An 18069-nucleotide genomic window follows, 5' to 3' on the forward strand; every position below is an offset into this window, starting at 1 on the left:
GTGATGCCTGGAACTGACAGTGAGTCTGACAGGTGATCGGCAATGTCAATATCAGAATGATGGTAATTTCAGGTAGAGATTATTCCTGGATCTCGGTTTTTTGCTGGTTGTCACAATTACGTAACCTTAAGTGAAATCAAGTTACATTTCAGAAATTCCGCACAGGCCACAGACGTCTATGAGGAAATGTGCGAGGATGCGCTTTCACGTTGTATTTCCACCGGAGCTGTTATGAACCTGCCTGTTAAAATCCGCCGAGACTGGCACTACTATGCCTTCGCTATTGGGCTTATCTTTATTCTGAACGGTGTGGTCGGCTTACTGGGTTTTGAAGCGCAGGGATGGCAGACCTATGCGGTGGGGTTGGTGACGTGGGTGATTAGCTTTTGGCTGGCCGGATTAATTATCCGTCGCCGCGTGGAAGATGAAGAAGAAGCAAAGGATGCCCAATAGCTATCGATCAGGCATCCAGGCGGGTTTACATACTGGTTTTCAACGCGCTATCCGCCGCATGACGTTCCAGCGCCAGTTCGATCAGGCGAGTGATCAAATCGGTATAGCCTAAGCCGCTCGCCTGCCACAATTTTGGATACATGCTGATGTTGGTAAAGCCCGGCAGCGTGTTGATCTCATTGATCAAAACATCGTTCTCTGCGGTTAAGAAAACGTCCACGCGCGCCATACCGGCGCAGCCCAGCGCCTGATAAGCCTGAATAGCAATGTCGCGGATCTTATCGTTAACTTCCGGTGCGATCGCTGCCGGAACAACCACTTTGGCACCGTTATCGTCAATGTATTTGGTGTCGTAAGCGTAAAAATCACTGTTCAGCACGATCTCGCCACAGGTACTGGCCTGCGGTTGATCGTTGCCCAGCACCGCGCATTCGATCTCGCGGCCCTTGATCCCTTGTTCCACCACGACTTTATGGTCGAATTCAAATGCCAGCGCGACGGCCTGATTGTATTGCGCCTCGCTGGTCACTTTACTGACGCCAACGGACGAGCCCTGGTTGGCTGGTTTCACAAACAGCGGCAGGCCAAGGCGGGATTCCACCTCGGCAAAGCTGATGCGGTTGCGATTGGCGCGAGTGAGCGTAATAAATGGCGCGATGTTTAATCCGGCATCGCGCAGTAGACGTTTGGTCACGTCTTTATCCATACAGGCCGCAGAACCCAGGACATCAGAACCGACGAACGGCAGATTCGCCACGCGCAGCATACCCTGCAGAGAGCCATCTTCACCCAACGTGCCGTGTACGATCGGGAAAATAACATCGACCGTTGGCAGTGGCTGACCGTTTTGCGCATCGATCAACTGGTGCTCTTGTTTACCCGGGACCTGAGCCAAGCTGGTCGCGGAAGGACGCAGCGCAATATGCGCTGGATCATCTGAATTGAGCAGATAGTTACTGGCATCGCTAATGTGCCATTGCCCTTCCTTATCAATACCTAACAGCACAACGTCAAAGCGAGTCTTGTCGATGGCATCGACAATATTTTTTGCCGATTGCAATGACACTTCATGTTCCGCTGATTTACCACCAAATACGATTCCTACCCGCAACTTTGCCATCTTAAAAAACCCATTCCATGAATGCAAAGCACATACATTACCACGACAAAACGCAGGTTTCCTCGGCTTCTGGCAGATTGTTTTGGTGGGCAACAGAGGAACAGATAAGCGCAAACGCGCAGAACGGACGCGGAGCATAAACCCCTGCTGATATTGTGGGGTTGATGTGAGGTATATCACAAATATGATGAGCGGGAAGATAAAATCCTAAACTGTGATATATCGCACCTGTGGACCCTTATTTGGCTAAGTAATTTGTTAAGCTGCTCGCAGTTTTCAGCTACTTATCGTTATGAGTCCCTATGGAATCCTGGAGAGTCAACCTCATTTCCGTATGGTTCGGTTGCTTTTTCACCGGCCTGGCAATCAGCCAAATCCTGCCTTTTTTACCGCTCTATATCTCCCAACTGGGGGTAAGCTCCCATGAAGCACTCTCAATGTGGTCTGGCTTAACGTTTAGCGTCACCTTCCTGATTTCAGCCATCGTCTCTCCGATGTGGGGGAGTTTAGCCGACCGTAAAGGACGCAAGCTGATGCTGCTGCGGGCCTCTTTGGGTATGGCGATTGCGATTTTACTGCAGGCCTTTGCCACTAACGTCTGGCAGCTTTTTCTGCTGCGTGGGATCATGGGGTTAACGTCTGGCTATATTCCCAATGCGATGGCGCTGGTAGCCTCACAGGTTCCGCGCGAACGCAGCGGGTGGGCGCTGAGTACGCTCTCGACGGCGCAAATTAGCGGCGTTATTGGCGGACCACTGATGGGGGGCTTTATTGCCGACCACGTTGGCTTACGGGCGGTATTCTGTATTACCGCGGCTTTGCTGGTAGTGAGTTTTCTGGTCACGCTGTTCTTGATCAAAGAAGGTGTGCGCCCGACAATCAAAAAAAACGAACGCCTGAGCGGGAAGGCCGTCTTTGCCTCGCTGCCTTATCCGGCGCTGGTGATCAGCCTGTTTTTTACTACGATGGTGATCCAGTTATGTAACGGCTCAATTGGGCCGATTCTGGCGCTGTTTATTAAATCAATGGTCCCAGACAGTTCTAATATTGCCTTTCTCAGCGGGCTGATTGCTTCGGTTCCGGGCATCTCGGCGCTGATTTCTGCGCCCCGGCTAGGTAAATTAGGCGATCGTATTGGGACCGAGCGGATTTTAATGGCAACGTTAATCTTCGCCGTCGTGTTGTTTTTCGCCATGTCATGGGTCAATACGCCGTTGCAGTTGGGGATCTTACGTTTTCTGCTCGGCTTTGCCGACGGCGCGATGTTGCCCGCGGTGCAGACGTTGCTGGTGAAATACTCCAGCGACCAGATAACCGGGCGCATTTTTGGTTATAACCAGTCATTTATGTACCTCGGCAACGTAGCCGGGCCATTAATGGGAGCAACGGTTTCGGCAATGGCGGGCTTTCGCTGGGTGTTTATTGCCACGGCGTGCATTGTGTTAATCAACATCTGGCAACTGGCTATCGCGTTGCGACGTCGGCGCTGCGCACGCTGAGTACCTGATTAACAACGCTGCCCGTCAGCGTTGTTAATCCATCATTATGCATTTATATATCCAGGTGATTATTAATCCCCTTACCCTTTTATATGGAATAATTCTGCGCTAAGACTCCTTCTCCCTTATTTTGTGTTGTGATTGTTTTCGCAAAACGTTTTATTTCTTATGAAAATACAACTTTCATCCTCTAGGCAGTTGTGAGTCTTAATGATAACGTGGCCTATATTTGGTTAAGGGAATACGTAAATGAAAAATCTCGTTACTGAGTTGTTACTTAAGCTCGCCCAAAAAGAAGAAGAGTCGCAAGAACTGACGGCGCAGGTTGAAACGCTGGAGCAGGTAATCATCGAAATGCTGCGCAATATGACGTGTAACGATCGGCAAATATTTATTCGCCAAATTGAGGGGGCTTTGGCTGGAGAAGGCCGTATGCCTGCGTTTCTGACCAACGTTCATAACGCTGGCGAGAGTGTGCCAAAAGCGTTTTGAGTAATCCGTGGTGCGTCATCCACAAATTATCATAAAAGTGTCACATCAAATACTTATAGTCGCTTTGTTTTAATTTTACCGTATTTATACATGGAGAAAATAAAGTGAAACAAAGCGCACTCGCTATTGCCCTGTTACCTTTGCTGTTTACCCCGGTTATTAATGCAGAAACCTCTGCCATAGCGGTTATGGATAATCGTGCCGCTCAGGGTGATATCACCACGCCGGGCGGCGCCCGCCGATTGTCTGCCGATCAAACGGCGGCTCTGCGCGAATCTCTGAGCGATAAACCTGCCAAAAATATTATTTTATTGATTGGCGATGGGATGGGGGACTCAGAAATAACGGCCGCGCGAAATTATGCCGAAGGCGCAGGCGGCTTTTTTAAAGGAATTGATGCTTTACCGTTGACCGGACAATACACGCACTATGCGTTGGATAAGAAAACGGGTAAACCCGATTATGTGACGGATTCTGCGGCATCCGCGACGGCGTGGACCACCGGTGTGAAAACCTATAATGGCGCGTTGGGCGTTGATATTCATGAAAAAGATCACGCCACAATTCTTGAAATGGCAAAAGCGGCGGGGCTGGCAACGGGCAACGTTTCTACCGCTGAATTGCAGGATGCTACCCCGGCGGCGCTGGTAGCCCATGTGACTTCGCGTAAGTGCTATGGCCCAGGCGTGACACGTGAAAAATGCCCAACCAATGCGCTGGAAAAAGGCGGTAAAGGGTCAATCACCGAACAATTACTGAATGCCCGGGCTGACGTTACGCTGGGCGGCGGGGCCAAAACGTTTGCGGAAACCGCTGCGGCGGGCGAGTGGCAGGGTAAAACGTTGCGTGAACAAGCCCTGGCCCGTGGTTATCAGATGGTGAGTGATACCGCGACGCTGGCGGCGATTACCGAAGCTAATCAGGATAAACCGCTGCTGGGTCTGTTCTCTGACGGCAATATGCCCGTGCGCTGGGAAGGTCCGAAAGCGTCTTATCATGGCAATCTGGATAAGCCGGTTGTGACCTGTACGCCAAATCCAAAGCGTGACGACAGCGTGCCAACGCTGGCACAGATGACGGATAAAGCGATTGAGTTGTTAAGCAAAAATGAGAAAGGTTTCTTCCTGCAAGTGGAAGGGGCGTCAATCGATAAACAGGACCATGCCGCCAACCCGTGCGGACAGATTGGTGAAACGGTCGATCTGGACGAGGCGGTACAGCGCGCGCTTGCCTTTGCGAAGAAAGATGGCAACACCCTGGTGGTGGTAACCGCTGACCACGCACATGCCAGCCAGATTGTTGCGCCGGATACCAAAGCGTCTGGTCTGACCCAGGCGCTGAACACCAAAGATGGCGCGGTCATGGTCATCAGCTACGGCAACTCTGAAGAGGAATCTCAGGAGCACACCGGCAGCCAGCTGCGAATTGCAGCCTATGGCCCGCACGCGGCAAATGTGGTCGGCCTGACCGATCAAACCGACCTGTTTTACACCATGAAAGCGGCATTAGGACTGAAATAACCCGACGCCCGGCGGCAATACTTTTGCCGCCGGGTGGTATTTTTATCGTTAGCAGCCAAACTTACCTGTGTGTTGTCGTTCAGAAAAGAAGGATGCTATGAAAATTACATTATTAATGACGCTGCTTTTTGGTCTGATTTTTTTAACTACCGTCGGTGCTGCCGAGAAGACTTTAACCCCGCAACAACAGCGTATGACCACCTGCAATCAGCAGGCAACGGCGCAGACCTTAAAAGGGGATGCGCGTAAGACATATATGAGTGATTGCCTGAAAAACAGTAAATCTGCGCCGGAGGAAAAGAGCCTGACGCCGCAGCAGCAAAAAATGCGTGAATGTAACGTTAAGGCGACGGAGCAGTCTCTGAAAGGTGATGATCGTAATAAATTTATGAGCGCTTGCCTGAAGAAATCTGCGTAGCACTTACGGGTGAGCAGGTAAAATCGCTCACCCGAAATATCATACTTCCGCCACCAGACCCCTTCCTATAATTTGGGAAATTTGTTTCAGAATATTCCCAAATACAATGAATGATGAAAACTTTTATCAAAAGAAGGTCGTCCCGAATGAAGCATTTTTATCGCTTCATCAAAATGACCACCAACGTTCCGGTCTGCGATTCGCCCGACGAATCAGGCTGCCGCGAGCGGTGGGTTTGGGGGGAATGTTTTTCCCTATCGCGTCGGTATTAGTTGCTCAGCCCATTACCGGTGGCTGGTGGCTATTACTGGTGGGATGGGCGTTTGTCTGGCCGCATTTGGCCTGGCAGTTGGCCAGCAAAGCCGACGATCCTCTGCATAGCGAATTTACCAACTTAAAAGCCGATGCCATTCTTGCCGGTATGTGGATAGGGATTATGGGCGTAAACCTGTTGCCATCCACGGCGCTGCTGATGATTATCTGCATCAACCTGATGGGCGCAGGCGGGATGCGAATATTCATCGCAGGCGCCGTTTTGATGATGGTTTCATGCCTGGTGACGTTACAGTTAACCGATATCTCCGTCGCTTTTAGCAGTACTCAGCTTAGCGTGCTATTGACGCTGCCGGTGCTGGTGATTTATCCGCTGCTGTTTGCCTGGGTCAGCTACCAGACGGTCATCAAGCTGGCGGAACATAAACGCCGTTTACAGGTGATGAGTACGCGAGATGGCATGACTGGGGTGTACAACCGCCGCCATTGGGAACTGTTACTGCGTAATGAATTTGATAATTGCCGCCGCTACCAGCGTGACGCCACGTTACTGATTATCGATATCGACCATTTTAAGAGCATCAATGATACCTGGGGTCATGACGTTGGGGACCAGGCGATTGTCGCGCTGACCCGCCAGTTGCAGATGACCTTACGCGGTAGCGACGTGATCGGGCGCTTTGGCGGTGATGAGTTTGCGGTGATTATGTGCGGCACGCCGGCAACCAGCGCGATTGCGGCGATGTCTCGTGTTCACGAACGACTTGGCCAAATGCGTTTATCCTGCGCGCCGCAGGTTGCTCTGCGGATCAGCGTGGGCGTTGCGCCGCTGACCGCAGAAACCGAGCATTATCGAGAATGGTTAAAGTCGGCGGATATGGCGCTCTACAAAGCAAAGAATTCCGGACGTAACCGCACTGAGGCGGCGGCCTGACGTCCGGCGGTGTTAACTCAGGAGCGGCTGAGTTTTTCCGACTGCTCCATGCACTTAATCATCGCTTCAATCACTGATGAACGAAAACCTCGTTCTTCCAGGACGCGTACCGCTTCAATGGTGGTTCCGCCAGGCGAGCACACCATATCCTTCAGTTCTCCGGGATGTTTACCCGTATCCAGCACCATCTTTGCCGAACCCATTACTGCTTGCGCCGCGAATTTATAAGCTTGCGCGCGAGGCATGCCACCCTGCACAGCGGCGTCCGCCATCGCTTCAATAAACATAAAGACATAGGCCGGTGCTGAACCACTGACGCCAACGACCGGATGAATCATTGCCTCCGCAATGACTTCCGCTTCGCCAAAGCAGCGGAAGATATTCAGCACGTCGGCCGTGTCTTCTGGCGTGACTAAGGCGTTCGGCGTGACGGAGGTCATTCCGGCATTCACCAGTGACGGCGTGTTTGGCATCGCGCGAATGATTTTACGGTCATGACCCAGCGCGCGGGCGAGCTGATCGAGGGTGACGCCAGCGGCAATCGAGACGACCAGGGAGTCTTTGTTCAGGCTGGAGGTAATTTCGCTCAACACTTTAATCATGATGCCTGGTTTTACGGCCCCAAAAACAATGTCAGCGATTTGCGCGACCTCTTGCGCAGACTGCGCCGCATTAATACCGTACTGGTCGTGCAATGCAGCGACTTTATCGGGGGAAGGGGTGTAGACCCAGATTTGTCCGGGGAGAACCTGGCCGCTGGCGATCATGCCGCCAAGTATCGCTTTGCCCATATTACCGCAGCCGATAAAACCGATTTTCTTGTCCATTTTGTCACTCCCTATGCGTGATATTCATTGTTTTACCTGGGAAAGCTAAGCTTAGCGCGGATTGAATATGTGCAGAAGGATAAACAGCACTTTGCCTGCAAGTAAAAGCACGCGACAATGTGCAACTGCACATTAGTGGGGAGAAATTATGACAATATGGGTGGATGCCGATGCGTGTCCGAATGTGATTAAAGATATTTTGTACCGCGCTTCTGAGCGCATGCAGATGCCGCTTATTTTGGTAGCCAACCAAAGTTTGCGCGTCCCGTCTTCGCGGTTTATCCGCACATTACGTGTTCCCGCCGGGTTTGACGTGGCGGATAACGAGATTGTACGTCAGTGTAGTGCCGGTGATTTAGTGATAACAGCGGATATCCCGCTGGCGGCGGAAGTCATTGAAAAAGGTGCGGCGGCGCTTAATCCGCGCGGTGAACGTTATACCGAAGCCACGATCCGTGAGCGTCTGATGATGCGTGATTTTATGGATACGCTACGCGCCAGCGGTATTCAGACCGGCGGGCCGGACAGCCTTTCACCACGAGACAGGCAGCATTTTGCTGCTGAGCTTGATAAGTGGTGGCTGGAAGTACAGCGCAGAAAATAAAGCGTGTAATTTATTATTTACACTTTATTCATGGTGAATTCTTGTTATAGTAGGGGTTAATAGGTACAGCTACCCTATATGTAATTTTTTCTTTACGTTTTGGCGATGTACTAGTTTGGTGATATGATTATATCTTTAACCGCATCAGATCCCGCTCGCTCGCGGCTCCCTGGGGAATTTCTGTAATGACGCAACCTCTTTATCTTGTCGGCCCCCGGGGGTGTGGTAAGACAACTACCGGTATGGCGCTGGCGAAGGCTATCGATTTCCAGTTTGTCGATACCGATCGCTGGTTGCAATCGCACGTGCAGATGACCGTGGCGGAGATCGTCGAAAGGGAAGGATGGGAAGGGTTTCGTGCCCAGGAGACGAGCGCTCTGCAGGCCGTCACAGCCCCGGCAACGGTTGTTGCGACCGGCGGCGGCATCATTCTTACCGAATTTAATCGTCATTACATGCGCAGCCACGGCGTGGTTATCTATTTAAGCGCACCGGTATCAGTACTGGTTGATCGTCTGGAGGCCACGCCTGAAGAGGGATTGCGCCCAACCTTAACCGGTAAGCCGCTGACTGAAGAGGTGCAGGAAGTGCTCGCTCAGCGCGATGTTCTGTACCGTGAAGCTGCGCACTACATCGTTGATGCCACCCATAAACCTGCGCAGGTGGTGGAAGACATTCTTGAGATACTGGCGCAGGCAGCGCCACGGTTACAGGGCGGTGTCTATACTTAATGTTCATCCAGTGAAAAGGAAGAACTATGCCGACAAAACCACCTTACCCACGTCAAGCGAACATTGTTACGGTTGAAAAGGGGACGCCAGGCCAGACGGTAACCTGGTATCAACTTCGAGCCGATCACCCTAAACCGAATACGTTGATCAGTGAGCATCCTTCTGCGCAGGAAGCCATGGATGCCAAAAAACGCTACGAAGACCCCGATAAAACCTGATATTAAGCACCGTCCTGGCACGAGTCTGAACAGTGCCAGGACGGGCGTTCATCACATTTTCTTAAATTTCGCCGTATACCGTTAAAATTGAAAATTAAGCAATAACAATCCAGTACCGGAATGATTTGGAATCTTTACACAATACATCGCCGCTCAGCTGCTACGCTTTTGAGCATTTGTAGCGCAGGTCAGCGCCCGGCACTTGCCCGGGATTTCACAGCAAAGTAAGAAGATGGTGGAGCAACAAATGAGTGCGTCGTTGGCTATCCTCACGATTGGCGTGGTGCCGATGTGTGAGGTGTTACCGCTCCTGACGGAATATATCGATGAACAGCACATTACTCACCACAGTCTGCTTGGACAGATGCGGCGAGAAGATGTGATGGCTGAGTACGGCGTTTCGCCCGGTGACGAGCCTTTATTAACGCTGCTCAGCGACCACCAACTTGCTCATGTCTCACGCCAGAAGGTTGAGCGCTCACTGCAAAGTATCGTGGAGGTGCTGGATAACCAGGGCTTTGACGTGATCCTGCTGATGAGTACCGCCTCAATCGCTCGCCTGACCGCCCGCAATAGCATTCTATTGGAGCCGTTACGTATTATCCCCCCGCTGGTGGCCTCGATTGTCGATGGGCATCAGGTCGGGGTTATTGTCCCCGTCACCGAATTGCTCAAAGCCCAGACGCAAAAATGGCAGGTGTTACAAACTCCACCTGTGTATGCCGTGGCGAATCCGATCGAAGGTACCGAACAACAATTGATTGATGCCGGGAAAGAACTGCTGGAGCAAGGCGCGGATGTGATCATGCTGGATTGTCTGGGGTTCAATCAACGCCATCGAGATTTACTGCAAAAATCGCTGGATGTCCCGGTTCTTCTGTCTAATGTGTTGATTGCCCGACTGGCTTCGGAGCTGTTGGCGTAATTTTGCGTGACAGGTGGAACGTCAGCCCCCTATATTGGTTCTCAACTTAATCACGAGATAGGGCCAGTTGTATGCTTCAAAGTAATGAATACTTTTCCGGCAAAGTAAAATCGATCGGTTTTACCAGCAGCAGTACTGGCCGCGCCAGTGTTGGCGTGATGGCTGAAGGCGAATATACCTTTAGTACTGCGGCGTCTGAAGAGATGACTGTCGTTAGCGGCGCACTGAACGTGCTGCTGCCGGGGGAAACTGAGTGGAAGGTGTATGCCGCAGGGGACGTGTTCAACGTACCGGGCAACAGTGAGTTTCATCTGCAGGTGGCAGAGCCAACATCCTATCTTTGCCGCTATCTGTAAGCATAGAAATGACGAATGGCGACATTATGCCGCCATTCGGTAAGTACGGCTTAACGTTGCGCTTCGCCGCCTAATCCTTCCACCAGACTTTTAATCAGCGCCGCCAGTTCACCCGTCATCAGGATGAAATCGGCATCAAAACGCTGAGCATAATCTTCGCGGTCAATATCTTCGTTCTGATCGCGCAGCTCGTCGCTAAACTTCAAACGCTTAATAGAGCCGTCGTCACACATCACGAACTGAATGCGCTGCTGCCAGTCGAGGGCCAGTTTGGTGACCAGTTTGCCCGCTTCGATATGCACGGCGATTTCGTCGCAGACCAGATCCTGCTTTTTCGCGCGGATCACGCCGCCGTCTTCAAGGATCGCTTTTAGTTCAGCTTCATCCAGTAACTGGAATCCCTGTGCCGTTGTACCGGAACGAACCCATTCTGTCAGCGTCAGCTCAATGGGGTTTTCCATCGTCAGCGGAACGACCGGCAGCGAACCGAGACTCTTACGCAGCAGCGCCAGCGTATCTTCGGCTTTCTTCGCACTCGCGCAATCAACCATGATCAGATCGTTGACGGTATCGATCCACATCATCGTCTGGCTGAAACGGCTAAAGGCGCGCGGCAGCAATGAGTGCAGAACTTCATCTTTCAGCGAGTCTTTTTCGGTCTTCTTGAGTTTGCGACCTTGCTCAGCTTCCAGTTTGAATATTTTGGCTTCTAGCGCCTGTTTGATAACCGGCGACGGCAGAATTTTTTCTTCTTTGCGGGCGCAGATAATAATTTGGCCATTGGCGGTATGCGTTAATGCATCGCTGTGCGATCCCATCGGCGGAACCCAGCCCATTTTTGCCATATCCTGGCTACCGCAAGGGGTGAACGTCATTGATGCCAGCTGTTTTTCCATCTCTTCGGCACGCAAAGAAACATCGCGGCTAAGACGGTAAACCATTAAATTTTTGAACCACAGCATGATAATTTCCACGGCCTTGTCGTTAAATCCAGCGGGCATGATAGCGAATTGTCGCTATGCTTGCATTGTTAATCGGGAAGAGGAGCAAACAGTGCGTATAGGTATCGATTTAGGCGGTACGAAAACGGAAGTTATCGCGCTTGGCGATGCAGGCGAACAGCTTTTTCGCCATCGCCTGCCCACGCCGCGTGATGATTATCGGCAAACGATAGAAACCATCGCCGCGCTGGTGGAGATGGCGGAAAAGGCCACCGGGCAGTCAGGAACCGTGGGGATGGGCATTCCCGGTTCAATTTCGCCCTACACCGGAGTGGTGAAGAATGCCAACTCGACCTGGCTTAACGGGCAACCTTTTGACAAAGACCTGAGTACGCGTCTGAATCGCGAAGTGCGGCTGGCAAATGATGCCAACTGCCTGGCGGTTTCTGAAGCCGTTGATGGTGCAGCGGCGGGGGCGCAAACCGTGTTTGCGGTGATTATCGGTACAGGATGTGGCGCTGGAGTGGCGCTGAACGGCCGGGCGCACACGGGCGGGAACGGTACTGCGGGCGAGTGGGGGCATAATCCGCTGCCGTGGATGGACGAAGACGAACTGCGTTATCGGCAGGAAGTGCCCTGCTATTGCGGCAAGCAAGGCTGTATTGAAACCTTCATTTCCGGAACCGGTTTTGCCACCGACTACCAGCGTCTGAGCGGTCAGTCGCTCAAGGGCAGTGAAATTATCAGTCTTGTTAATGCCCGGGATGCCCAGGCGGAACAGGCGTTGAGTCGGTACGAGCTGCGTCTGGCGAAATCACTGGCACATGTGGTGAATATTCTCGATCCGGACGTAATCGTGCTGGGCGGCGGAATGAGCAATGTCGACCGACTGTATCAAAACGTGCCAACGTTGATTAAACAGTTTGTCTTTGGCGGCGAGTGTGAAACGCCTCTACGCAAGGCGCTGCACGGTGACTCCAGCGGCGTGCGCGGCGCGGCCTGGTTGTGGCCGCAGGAGTAATGTTCGCGTTGCCGGGTAGCGCAGAGGCTATCCGGCAACGGGAGTCATCTGGGATACGCTGCGCTTCAGGCGACTGTAGAGCAGCAGCGACGACATTGCAGAAAACGACAGCAGCGCCGCCGGTAACGTCACGTAGTTGTAGGCAAAGCCCAGCGTCAGCATCATACCACCGCACCAGGCGCCAATCGCGCTGCCGAGATTAAAGGCAATTTGCCCCCCAGCCGCACCCAGCAGCTCACCCCCTTTAGCATTTTGCAGCAGCAAAATTTGCAGCGGCGCCGACAGGGCAAACAGGCCCGCGCAGCAAATAAAGGCGAAGATCAGCGAAGCGGCTTTGATCCCGCCAAAGGCAAAGAGCAGCAGCAGAGCCAGCACAATTACAAAGTCGGTTATTACCGCAATACGCAGCGGCGTATAGCGGCCAGAAAGGCGACCGCTCAGCAGATTTCCCAACACCATCCCCAATCCTACTAGCATCATGATGAAGGTCATCAGCGCTTCGGAAAAGCCGGAGATGAACATCATGTACGGTTTGACGTAGCTGAACCAGGCGAAAACCCCGGCGTTACCAAACATGGTGGCGGAAAAGATGAGCCACGGGGCGGGGGTTTTCAAAAAGTGAAATTGTTCGCGCAGTTTCCCTTTTGCTTCATCGCTGATGTTGGGTACCCAAAAAGTTATCGAGACCATCACGGCGATATTAAAGACGGCTATCAGCAGAAACGTGTAGCGCCAGCTAAATTCCTGGCTCAGCCAGGTGCCGATGGGAATGCCAATCAGATTAGCAACGGTCATACCCGAAACCATGCCCGCGACGGCGGCGGTGACTTTTCCCGGACGGGCCAGCTTCGACAGGATAATCGCGCCAACGCCAAAAAACGCGCCGTGTGGAAAGCCGGAAACCAGCCTGCCCACCGCCAGCATTAAATATGAGGAGGAGAGGGTGAAGATGGCGTTGCCGATCACGCACAGCGTGACCAGAAACAGCAGAATATGCTTGAGAGAAAAGCGGTTGGAAAAGAGCGCAATAATAGGCGCGCCCAGCACCACGCCAAAAGCGTAAAACGAAATCATATGGCCAGCGGCAGGGATGGTAATTCCCACGTCCCGCGCCAGCTCGGTGAGTACACCCATGATGCCAAACTCGGCCATGCCCAGCCCAAATGTCCCCAGAGCTAAAGAGAAAATGACTTTTTTCATACCACCTGCCAACAAGAAAGACGCACGATGTGCGCCATAGCGGCGAACGTTCGCCGCCAATAGAGATAGCTTGCGGATAAGCGAAGTGGAATGCCATTTCATATCCGTCTTTGTGTATTCACGATCGTGCTATGTGCTGTGCCGGATAGCGCTGGCGCATATCCGGCCTCCAGGTGCTGAGCTGCTATCAGGCATCAACTGCAAACATTTTATCGAGTTTGCTGTAGCCCAGTCCGTTGATTTTTTTGACCTTGATCTGCACCGGAATGCGTTCTTTCATCGCTTCAACGTGGCTGATGACACCAATGGTTTTGCCAGTGGCGTTGAGCGCATCGAGCGCATCCAGGGCGGTATCCAGCGTTTCGCTGTCCAACGTGCCGAAACCTTCGTCGAGGAACAGGGAGTCAATTCGCGTTTTGTGGCTGACCAGATCGGACAACGCCAGCGCCAGCGCCAGACTCACGAGGAAGCTCTCGCCGCCGGAAAGCGTACGCGTGTCACGCACGGCATCGGCCTGCCAGGTATCAACCACTTCCAGCTCCAGCGCTTCGCTGACCTTGCGCTGCAACAGATAGCGACCGTGCAGACGGGTCAACTGGTTGTTGGCAAGCCAGACCAGATTATCCAGCGTCAGCCCCTGGGCAAACTTGCGGAATTTATCTCCCTCTTTCGAGCCGATCAGCGCGTTCAGATAGCCCCAGTCTTCGACCTGCTGTGCGACTTTCGCAATCTCGAGCATCAGCGCCTGCTGCTGCTGGCGGTTTTCACCATCCTGCTTGAGCTGCTGGCGAATTTCGCCCTGACGAGTGGTGTTCTCCCGTAGCTGCTGGGTGAGTTGCGCCAGCGCGTCGTGAAGATGTTGCACGGTGAGCGTGAGATCCACCCCGGTTGGTAGCTGTTGTTGATGAGTCGCCAGCGCCTGCTGCGCCTGATTAAGCAGCGTTTGCGCCTGCTGTCGCTGGCCTTCCAGTGATTGCTTCAATTGTTCAAGGCGGTTAAAGGTATCTTCATCCAGCAGGGCGGCAACAAAGGCGTCGCGATCGGCAAAGATGCTGGCCTGCAATGCGGTATCAAACTGCGCCTGAATTTCTGCAGCGCGCTGAACCTCCTGCGCCTCCTGCTGCTGTAAGGTTTGCCACTGCCCCTGTAAAGAGAGGCAATCGTCGTGCACCTGCCGCCAGTTTTCCAGCGACAGATTCTCAATGTTTTCACCAAGCGCATCGGTTTCAGGCAGCGTTTCCAGCACCGGCGCAAGCTGGGCGATTCGGGCCTGTAATTCAGTCAGTTCGTTCTGGCGCTGCTGCCACATTTGCGCTTCGTTCGCCCGTTCGCTCAGCCATGAGGCGACTTCAGCCTCGGTCGGAAGGGACAGACCATGACGGGCCAGCTCGGCGGTTAACGTTGCCTGACGCTGGTCAATATGCTGCTGGAGCTGAGTAATCTGCTCTGTGTGTGCGGTGATTTGCGCTTGCAGGGTATGACGCAGACTCAGTTGGTGAAGCTGCTGCTCGTGCTCTTCCTGGGCGGCAAGCCACGGGGCGATGTCATCCTGCGGTTGCAGCGTCACGTTGAGGCTGGCGGTGACGGTCCGCCACTCTTGAGTAAGTGCTTGCTCTTCCTGAGAAAGCGTTTGTACTTCGCGTTCATCGCGCTGAAGTTGCTGGGTTATCGCCTCAAGTTGACCGCGTAGCGTTGACCCCTCATCGGCTAGCGTTTTGACCTCTTTTTCCAGCGCTCCACGCCGTGTCTGATTCACACTCAGTTCGAGCGTTTGATAGCGCTCAATCGCCGGGTGCGTGGTGGAGCCGCAAAGTGGGCAAGGCATGCCGGATTGCAATAGTGCCCGCTGGCTTTCCAGATCTTTGATCCGGGCTTCCTGCTCGCAAATGATTCTCACATCGGCAAGCTGCTGATTTTTATCTTTATAGCGCTGACGCTTTTCTGTAAGCACCGCATTGCGCTGGGCCAGCTCCTGCTGACGCTGCACAAGCGTGGCGCGTAGCTGCGCCAGTTGCTTTTGCTTCGGGGCGATTTGCCCGTGCAGATTACTCAGCCGCTGGCGTAACGGACGAAGCTGCACATGTTGCGCCAGCGCTTCCGTTACCTGTTGTGCCGAAAGGGTCAGCGTGGGAAGCGCCAGCGCATCGAGCTTGCGCGTGTCGTTCTCCCGCAACTGCTGCCACTGGCGCAGTTGGGCGCTGGCGTCGGACTGTTGGGCCAGCAGCGCTTTCCATCCTGCCAGTTCGCTACTCCACAAACGGAAGCGGTCATGTTCCTTCAACCAGTCGGTTAACGTTTGCTGTCCGGCGAGCATAGCGGCCGACTGCGTTTGTGCCTGCTGACGAATACGTCCGCGCAGCGCTAAGCTGCTTTGTAAGCGAGCATTCACTTCCTGAATCTTCTGTCGCGTACGGTCAATCGTAGCCGTTTGTTCCTGGATTCGCTCCCAGTGTGGGCGTAACGCTCTGGCCGGGAGTGCCAGACTCAGCGCCGCCAGTTGCGGCTGCGCCTCTTCCTGCGCCTGAAGTGCAGCCTGTAATGCCTGCTGGTGGCGGTTTATCTCCGCCTGTAGCTCATTTTGCCGCATGAGCCAGTTGAGGTGCTGCTGCTGGGCTTGTTGGCTGGTAAGGTATTGTTTTTCTTCGTCAGTAAGTACCTGCAAACTTTCTGTCAGAGATTGCAGCTGTTCTGGCGCTAACAGCGCAACACCGCTGGCCTGGGCCTGCAGTTTTTCCAGTTCCGTACGCGCTGATTTGTGCTTTTCAAATACCATGGCGGAGATTTGGCCGTAGATCTCAGTGCCGGTCAGCTCTTCCAGCAGCTCGGCGCGTTCTTTCGGTTTGGCATTGAGAAATGCGGCAAACTGCCCCTGAGACAGCAGCATCGAACGGGTAAAACGTCCGTAATCCAGCCCGGTAAGCTCGGCGGTCATCTCCAGCTTATCTTTGACCTTATCGGCGAGGATTTTACCGTCGGAGCAGCGGGCCAGCTCTACGCGAGGGACCTGCAGATTGCCCTCCGGCTGATTGCGCGCCCGGTTCTGGCTCCAGAATGCGCGGTAGGCTTCGCCCCGCACCTCAAACTCGACCTCGGCCAGACACTCCGCGGTGTCGCGGGTCATCAGGTCGTTTTGCGACTGTGACACGGTATTCAGGCGTGGCGTTTCGTGGTAAAGCGCAAGGCAAATTGCGTCCAGCAGGGTCGTTTTCCCCGCGCCCGTTGGCCCGGTGATGGCGAACAACCCGTTGCTGGCAAACGGTTCTGCCGTAAAATCGACTTTCCATTCTCCCTTCAGGGAGTTGAGGTTTTTCAGGCGCAAGCTGAGAATTTTCATGCTTCAGCCTCCCCGGCAAGCGTTTGTAAGGTTGCGCTAAACAGCTGGTTAAGCCGCTCACGCTGCGGTTCTTCGAGTTCTTCCAGCGCCAGGCGGCGGTCAAAAACCTCTGCCACGCTCAGCTCGCTTAACGTTTCACGTCGTTCATTGGCCATAATGCGTTCGCGCTGTTCCCGACTGCGGCGCACCAGTAGCACTTCTACCGGTAAATCTTCGGTTAAGGCCTGGATCTTACGTTGCATATCATGCAGGTAGTCGTCGGTGGTGATTTCAATATCCAGCCACACCGGTGGCTCTTGCTGCACGCCGCGCCACTGCTCAAGCTGGGTAGTAATGGCGGCTAAATCGCCTTTCAGTACCGCAAGCTGCTGCGTAACCGGCACGGTGAGATTTTCAACGGCGCTGAGTTTCCCCGCGTCAAAGCTCACCAGATGTACACATTTGCTTTTGCCACACTCGTCAAAACTGAGAGGAATCGGCGAGCCGCAGTAGCGAATATGTTCCGTGCCGCCGATAATCTGCGCCCGGTGAATATGTCCCAGTGCGATGTAGTCTGCCGGTGGGAAGTTTTGCGCCGGGAAGGCGTCCAGCGTACCGATATAAATGTCACGTACGGCGTCGCTTTTACTGGCTCCGACGGTGGTCAAATGCCCGGTCGCAATGATGGGAAGATTGTGGTCGCCGCGCAGCGTGCAGGCATCCTGATACTGCTGCTGATAATAGTCGGTGATTGCGCCCAGTAAATGCTGCTGTTTTTCTTGTCCTGTCAGCCCAGCCTGGCTGGTGATGATGTCGCGCGGACGTAAAAAAGGCACCGGACACAGGATCGCCCCTGGCGTACCGTCGCGTAGCGGCAGTATCTGCGGCGCATGACCAGCGCTGGCAACCACCGTGGTGTTGAGAAACGCCAGGATATCGCGGGATTCATTGAGCGTGGCGACGGAGTCGTGGTTGCCTGCCAGCACCACCAGATGACAGCCGGTTTGCTGCAGATTGACGACAAAACGGTTATACAGCTCACGGGCATAGCTAGGTGGTGAGCCGGTATCGAAAATATCGCCTGCCACAATAATGGCATCCACCTGCTGGGATTGTGCCGTTTCCAGCAGCCAGTCGAGAAAGGCCTGATGCTCGGCGGCGCGGCTCTTGCTGTAGAAGTTTTGGCCCAGATGCCAGTCAGACGTGTGAAGGATGCGCATAAGA

At 53.5% G+C, this 18069-nt stretch carries 18 protein-coding genes; 12 read left to right on the top strand and 6 right to left on the bottom strand.

Annotation, left to right across the window (positions count from 1 at the left end):
• Positions 1 to 231: 231 nt before the first annotated feature.
• Positions 232 to 453 carry a DUF2754 domain-containing protein gene (locus OGV75_RS10180; protein WP_019076140.1) on the top strand — a complete coding sequence of 74 codons (222 nt, stop codon included), beginning with the start codon at positions 232 to 234 and terminating at the stop codon, positions 451 to 453.
• A 25-nt stretch (positions 454 to 478) separates the two neighbouring features.
• On the opposite strand, the gene ddlA is transcribed toward OGV75_RS10180, so the two are convergent.
• Positions 479 to 1573, bottom strand: a complete 1095-nt coding sequence (gene ddlA / locus OGV75_RS10185) for a D-alanine--D-alanine ligase (RefSeq protein WP_286480624.1) — start codon at positions 1571 to 1573, stop codon at positions 479 to 481.
• Between the two features lie 302 nt (positions 1574 to 1875).
• Here ddlA and OGV75_RS10190 point away from each other — a divergent pair, with 302 nt between their 5' ends.
• The 5 genes from OGV75_RS10190 to adrA all read left to right on the top strand — a co-directional run bounded on the left by OGV75_RS10190 (position 1876) and on the right by adrA (position 6709).
• Positions 1876 to 3072 (top strand): multidrug efflux MFS transporter, encoded by a 1197-nt coding sequence (locus OGV75_RS10190; protein WP_286480625.1) that lies wholly within the window; start codon positions 1876 to 1878, stop codon positions 3070 to 3072.
• Between the two features lie 249 nt (positions 3073 to 3321).
• A complete protein-coding gene (locus tag OGV75_RS10195; RefSeq protein WP_016152002.1) occupies positions 3322 to 3564 on the top strand; it encodes a sigma-S stabilization anti-adapter protein IraP in 243 nt (80 codons plus the stop codon).
• 104 nt (positions 3565 to 3668) lie between these two features.
• A complete protein-coding gene (gene phoA, locus OGV75_RS10200; protein ID WP_286480626.1) occupies positions 3669 to 5084 on the top strand; it encodes an alkaline phosphatase in 1416 nt (471 codons plus the stop codon).
• A gap of 97 nt (positions 5085 to 5181) precedes the next feature.
• Entirely contained in the window at positions 5182 to 5502 is a 321-nt protein-coding gene (psiF, locus tag OGV75_RS10205) for a phosphate starvation-inducible protein PsiF (RefSeq protein WP_003830956.1), read from the top strand.
• 91 nt (positions 5503 to 5593) lie between these two features.
• Positions 5594 to 6709 (top strand): diguanylate cyclase AdrA, encoded by a 1116-nt coding sequence (adrA, locus tag OGV75_RS10210; protein ID WP_181627480.1) that lies wholly within the window; start codon positions 5594 to 5596, stop codon positions 6707 to 6709.
• Between the two features lie 17 nt (positions 6710 to 6726).
• Here adrA and proC read toward each other — a convergent pair whose 3' ends face one another.
• The gene (gene proC / locus OGV75_RS10215; RefSeq protein ID WP_016152005.1) at positions 6727 to 7536 is read right to left on the bottom strand and encodes a pyrroline-5-carboxylate reductase; all 810 of its coding nucleotides are present in this window, start codon (positions 7534 to 7536) and stop codon (positions 6727 to 6729) included.
• A 148-nt stretch (positions 7537 to 7684) separates the two neighbouring features.
• Here proC and OGV75_RS10220 point away from each other — a divergent pair, with 148 nt between their 5' ends.
• The 5 genes from OGV75_RS10220 to ppnP all read left to right on the top strand — a co-directional run bounded on the left by OGV75_RS10220 (position 7685) and on the right by ppnP (position 10370).
• Positions 7685 to 8140, top strand: a complete 456-nt coding sequence (locus OGV75_RS10220; protein ID WP_016155837.1) for a YaiI/YqxD family protein — start codon at positions 7685 to 7687, stop codon at positions 8138 to 8140.
• 185 nt (positions 8141 to 8325) lie between these two features.
• Complete coding sequence (aroL, locus tag OGV75_RS10225; RefSeq protein ID WP_016155838.1) at positions 8326 to 8871, top strand: shikimate kinase AroL; 546 nt, start codon at positions 8326 to 8328, stop codon at positions 8869 to 8871.
• Positions 8872 to 8897: 26 nt separating this feature from the next.
• Positions 8898 to 9089 carry a protein YaiA gene (gene yaiA / locus OGV75_RS10230; RefSeq protein ID WP_016155839.1) on the top strand — a complete coding sequence of 64 codons (192 nt, stop codon included), beginning with the start codon at positions 8898 to 8900 and terminating at the stop codon, positions 9087 to 9089.
• Positions 9090 to 9336: 247 nt separating this feature from the next.
• Complete coding sequence (locus OGV75_RS10235; RefSeq protein ID WP_016155840.1) at positions 9337 to 10014, top strand: AroM family protein; 678 nt, start codon at positions 9337 to 9339, stop codon at positions 10012 to 10014.
• Positions 10015 to 10085: 71 nt separating this feature from the next.
• Positions 10086 to 10370, top strand: a complete 285-nt coding sequence (ppnP, locus tag OGV75_RS10240) for a pyrimidine/purine nucleoside phosphorylase (RefSeq protein ID WP_286480628.1) — start codon at positions 10086 to 10088, stop codon at positions 10368 to 10370.
• Positions 10371 to 10420: 50 nt separating this feature from the next.
• Here ppnP and rdgC read toward each other — a convergent pair whose 3' ends face one another.
• On the bottom strand, positions 10421 to 11332 hold the full coding sequence (gene rdgC / locus OGV75_RS10245) for a recombination-associated protein RdgC (RefSeq protein WP_003021479.1): 912 nt from the start codon (positions 11330 to 11332) through the stop codon (positions 10421 to 10423).
• 91 nt (positions 11333 to 11423) lie between these two features.
• Here rdgC and mak point away from each other — a divergent pair, with 91 nt between their 5' ends.
• Complete coding sequence (mak, locus tag OGV75_RS10250; RefSeq protein ID WP_286480629.1) at positions 11424 to 12332, top strand: fructokinase; 909 nt, start codon at positions 11424 to 11426, stop codon at positions 12330 to 12332.
• A gap of 27 nt (positions 12333 to 12359) precedes the next feature.
• On the opposite strand, the gene araJ is transcribed toward mak, so the two are convergent.
• The 3 genes from araJ to sbcD form a co-directional block, all read right to left on the bottom strand.
• Positions 12360 to 13532 (bottom strand): MFS transporter AraJ, encoded by a 1173-nt coding sequence (gene araJ, locus OGV75_RS10255; RefSeq protein WP_286480630.1) that lies wholly within the window; start codon positions 13530 to 13532, stop codon positions 12360 to 12362.
• Between the two features lie 187 nt (positions 13533 to 13719).
• On the bottom strand, positions 13720 to 16866 hold the full coding sequence (gene sbcC, locus OGV75_RS10260; protein WP_286480631.1) for an exonuclease subunit SbcC: 3147 nt from the start codon (positions 16864 to 16866) through the stop codon (positions 13720 to 13722).
• Positions 16863 to 18065 carry an exonuclease subunit SbcD gene (gene sbcD / locus OGV75_RS10265; protein ID WP_286480632.1) on the bottom strand — a complete coding sequence of 401 codons (1203 nt, stop codon included), beginning with the start codon at positions 18063 to 18065 and terminating at the stop codon, positions 16863 to 16865. Before sbcD ends, sbcC begins: the two co-directional genes overlap by 4 nt.
• Positions 18066 to 18069: the final 4 nt, after the last annotated feature.

The organism is Citrobacter sp. Cb028 (genome assembly GCF_030336705.1).
Classification (GTDB): domain Bacteria; phylum Pseudomonadota; class Gammaproteobacteria; order Enterobacterales; family Enterobacteriaceae; genus Citrobacter; species Citrobacter braakii.